Below are 4,094 nucleotides of genomic sequence, written 5' to 3'. Positions count from 1 at the left end.
CGCGTCAAGCAATGGCGCGCCCTGGCCACCAGGTACGACAAGCTCGCCCTGACCTACCGGGCCGGCGTCCTGCTCCGCGCGATCCTCCTATGGCTGCCCACTTTAAGAGACACGCCCTAGGCGTGAGCCGCTGAGCCAGTGGGAGCAGGTCGACCTCGCTGCCGTTCGAACCGTGGAACAAGATCAGCGGGACCTGCGACGGGTCCTCGCCCCGCAGCAGAATATACTCGGGCGCCGGCGAACTCACGGAATTCCCTCCCGGAGCGCGGTCATCGAGAATCCTCCGCCTGCGCCTTCGCGCGCTTGATCGTGCGGTACACGGTTGCTCGCGACACGTTGTAGTCCTCGGCGAGCTGGCCGACCGTCGCGGTGCCGGCCTCGTAGTCCTGGAGCAACTTCTTCGTCCTCCGCTCGTTCAACTTCGGCGGCTTCCCGTTGAGGCGGCCCTGTGCCCGCGCGATCGCCAAGCCCTCCATCGTGCGCTGCCGGTTCAGGTCGGACTCGAACTCGGCGACCATCGCCAGCGCGTTGAACAGGAACTTCCCGACGGGGTCCTCCGGGTCGTGCAGCGACGGCCCGAGCTGGAGCGCAGCGCCCTTGTCGTAGACCTGACCGACGAGGTCGCGAGCATCGGGCACCGATCGGGCGAGCCGGTCGAGCTTGGTCACCACGAGCACGTCACCCGGACGAAGCGCGGCGATTGCCTGTGTGAGCCCGGGCCGGTTCTTCATCGACCGACCGGTCCGCTTGTCCGTGTAGACCCGCTCCCGGGCCACGCCGAGGTCCGCCAGGCCCTTGAGCTGTGCCGCGAGGTCCTGCCGCTCGGTCGAGACCCGCGCGTATCCGATCAACACGTTGCCCCGCTCACTCCTGTGTCACTTGAGGTCGTCACTGCGATTCTAGAGCGTGCAGGTCAAATGCGACGGTCCCGGCGAGATCGGTACGCCGAGCAGAGGATGCCGCCGTGGTGTCGCGTTTGACGATCGTCATCGCACACGTGAGATCGGTGGTGTCCCTCGGACCGCCCGGATGTGAGCATGGGCCTCGAGGCCCTCGAGGCCCGCGATGGTCGCTATGGGGGTTGTCATCGCACAGGCTGGGTCCTCATCAGCCTCTCTCTGCACCGAGCGAAGCGGTCTCGCGCAGCCGCCCTGGCCTCATGCTCGGCGATCACCGCCGGGCCTCCAGCAGCATCCGATCGCCGCAGCCGATGACAGTCTTACCCCGTGCACATCAAGGCGATCAGACCTTCCGAAGACGAGGACCTTGCCGACGGGCTGCTCGCCATTCAACGCGCCGCCTACCGGGTGGAGGCGTCTTTGATCGGCGATGATCGCATCCCAGCGCTGCATGAAGATGTGACGGACCTGCGTACGGCACCTTTGAACTGGCTCGGCGCGTACACCAGCGACCGTCTGACGGGTGCTGTGGCATGGACCGAGAACGCCGACGAGGTCGCCATCGACCGGCTCATAGTTCACCCGGCGATACACCGCCGCGGCTTCGGTCGACTCCTCGTCCAGGCCGTGCTTGACCGGGCAGGAGAGCGCCGCACACTCGTCTCGACCGGGCAAGCCAATCTGCCCGCACGGATGCTCTATCGACGGCTTGGGTTCAAGGATCTCGTCGACGCCGAAGTGGCGCCGGGCCTTTGGGTGACGCATCTCGTACACCTCCAGCAGCTATAGCCCAGCGATGGCGTGCGGTGCGATGGCGGTGTGCAGTGGGGCGCTCGGAGCCTTCGGCCTGGTGGCCGCTGGGGCGGGGCAGAGTGCGAGGGCTTGCGCTTGCACTGGTCATCGTTGGCACGCGCGACTGACACTGCGGCGGTAAGATTCGCCTGCATGGCGACCCGTTACGACTCAGGCGTGAGCGGCACGCTGACCGAGCGCGGTGACCTCGACGTGCGGGCCTGGCTGGCGCGGCTGCTGCTCGACCTCGAGGAGCAGCCCATCGGCTCGACCTCGACGTGCGCGAACCCGGAGTGCGACCGGCCGGTGGACTACATCGGGCACGGGCACGCCCCGCATTACTGCTGCAAGCGATGCAAGAACCGCACGGGCGAGATCCGCCGCAGGGCAGCCCAACAGCTCGACGTCATCACCGAATTTCTGGGGGCGTCCAGAGGCAAGCACGGCATCCCGCGAGGCGAGTTCGAACACCGGGCGCGGATGCTGCGCTGGTGGCTCGAGCAGATGCCGCAGGATGGGTGACGCCGCCGAGCCGCCGGGGTGAGCACGGCACCCTCGACCACGGGGCTGGACGCCTCATAGTCGACTAGCGGGGCCGCCTAGGGATCTCGTCCTGAATCGCAGTCCGCGAGGTGATGTGTCGGGCTGGAGCTGGGCCGCTTACTGATGCGCGTTGGAGGGTGCGGTCCGACCCGCTGCCATCGCAGACCGGTCGAATCTACAAGCTCGATATCGGCAGAGAAAACGTCCGGGCCGCTGTAGTGGGGGTACTTGCTCCCATCGTCGTGGAAGAGCAGAAGCGAGCACCGCTTCGATGAATGCGGCAGCAGTGGAGTCCAGCAGAGTGGTGTACGACGGACCTGAGTGAGCGCGTGCCTTCAACGTAGGCGCGGCCACCAGGTGGATCCTTCGAGTGATCTCTCACAACCGACTCGAAGAAGGACACCTTGATGACCGCTGTGCCCAGTATCGACCCTGCCCAGTTCCTGAACGAGCAGCTGTCCCAGGCGAGCCCTGATCTGATGCGGGACCTGCTGACCACGTTCGTCAACGCGCTGCTCTCCGCGCAGGCCGACGCGGTGTGCGGCGCCGGCTACGGGGAGCGCACCCCGGAGCGGGTCAACTCCCGCAACGGCTACCGCCACCGCGACCTCGACACCCGCGTCGGCACGCTCGACGTGGCGGTGCCCAAGCTCCGCACCGGCAGCCTGTACCCGGACTGGCTCTTGGAGCGCCGGAAGCGCGCTGAACGGGCGCTGACCTCGGTGGTGGCGACCTGCTACCTGCTCGGCGTGAGCACGCGGCGGATGGACAAGCTTGTCCAGACCCTCGGCATCACCGGCCTGTCGAAGTCCCAGGTCTCGGTGATGGCCAAGGAGCTCGATGAGCACGTCGAGCAGTTCCGCACCCGCCGCCTGGAGGACGCCGGTCCGTTCACGTTCGTGGCCGCCGACGCCCTGGTGCTGAAGGTCCGCGAGGGCGGCCGGGTGGTGCCGGTGCACGTGCTGGTCGCGACCGGCGTGAACGCTGACGGGCATCGGGAGATCCTCGGCGTGCAGGTCACCTCCAGTGAGGACGGCGCGGGGTGGCTGGCGTTCTTCCGCGACCTGACCGCCCGTGGCCTCACGGGGGTCAAGCTGGTCACCTCCGACGCGCACGCCGGCCTGGTCTCAGCGATCGGCGCCACGTTGCCCGGCGCGGCGTGGCAGCGGTGCCGCACCCACTACGCAGCGAACCTGATGTCCGCGACCCCGAAGTCGTCATGGGGCTGGGTCAAAGCGTTGCTGCACTCGATCTACGACCAGCCCGACTCTGACGCGGTGCACGCTCAGTTCGACCGGGTCCTCGACGCCCTGGCCGAGAAGCTGCCCGCCGTGGCCGAGCACCTTGAGGAAGCCCGTACCGACATCCTGGCGTTCACCGCGTTTCCGAAGGAGATCTGGCGCCAGATCTGGTCGAACAACCCCAACGAGCGGCTCAACCGCGAGATCCGTAGGCGTACCGACGTGGTCGGGATCTTCCCCGACCGGGCCAGCATCATCCGGCTCGTCGGCGCTGTCCTGGCCGAGCAACACGACGAGTGGGCCGAAGGCCGCCGCTACCTCGGACTCGACGTCCTCGCACGCGCCCAGGCCGTCGACCACGCCATCGCCGAGGAGGTGACCGAGCCAGAACTCCAGGCACTCACTGCCTGACCGACACGCCCAACCGAGGGATTAACCTCGTACACCACCCCAGCGGACTTGACCGCGGCAGCACCGTCGCCCATTGACGGCCTGAAACACCACACCCGAAGTGACGTGCCCTATTGAGGTTGCCCCCGTTCGACGGACACCCTGACTGGCCCGGCTCTGAGTAGCTGGGCGGGAGAGGATGCCTTCATGGGTGCCAAGAGGAAGAGTT

At 67.3% G+C, this 4,094-nt stretch carries 4 protein-coding genes; 3 read left to right on the top strand and 1 reads right to left on the bottom strand.

The genetic code is table 11. The annotated features are described in order from the left end of the window. Positions 1-269 precede the first annotated feature (269 nt). Positions 270-854, bottom strand: a complete 585-nt coding sequence (locus K313_RS0119350; protein ID WP_029213014.1) for a recombinase family protein — start codon at positions 852-854, stop codon at positions 270-272. Positions 855-1,226: 372 nt separating this feature from the next. Here K313_RS0119350 and K313_RS0119345 point away from each other — a divergent pair, with 372 nt between their 5' ends. From K313_RS0119345 to K313_RS0119335, 3 genes are all read left to right on the top strand, one after another. Further along, positions 1,227-1,688, top strand: coding sequence for a GNAT family N-acetyltransferase (locus tag K313_RS0119345; RefSeq protein WP_051274235.1), 462 nt, complete (start codon positions 1,227-1,229; stop codon positions 1,686-1,688). A gap of 180 nt (positions 1,689-1,868) precedes the next feature. Then, positions 1,869-2,213: a hypothetical protein gene (locus K313_RS0119340; RefSeq protein ID WP_029213012.1), complete on the top strand. Its 345-nt coding sequence runs from the start codon at positions 1,869-1,871 to the stop codon at positions 2,211-2,213. Between the two features lie 428 nt (positions 2,214-2,641). Continuing rightward, positions 2,642-3,886 (top strand): IS256 family transposase, encoded by a 1,245-nt coding sequence (locus tag K313_RS0119335; RefSeq protein ID WP_029213011.1) that lies wholly within the window; start codon positions 2,642-2,644, stop codon positions 3,884-3,886. Positions 3,887-4,094: the final 208 nt, after the last annotated feature.

This window comes from Arsenicicoccus bolidensis DSM 15745 (assembly GCF_000426385.1).
Taxonomy (GTDB): Bacteria; Actinomycetota; Actinomycetes; order Actinomycetales; family Dermatophilaceae; genus Arsenicicoccus; species Arsenicicoccus bolidensis.
The sequence above is the reverse complement of the archived record's forward strand: the minus strand, read 5'-3'. Positions and strand labels throughout refer to the sequence as shown.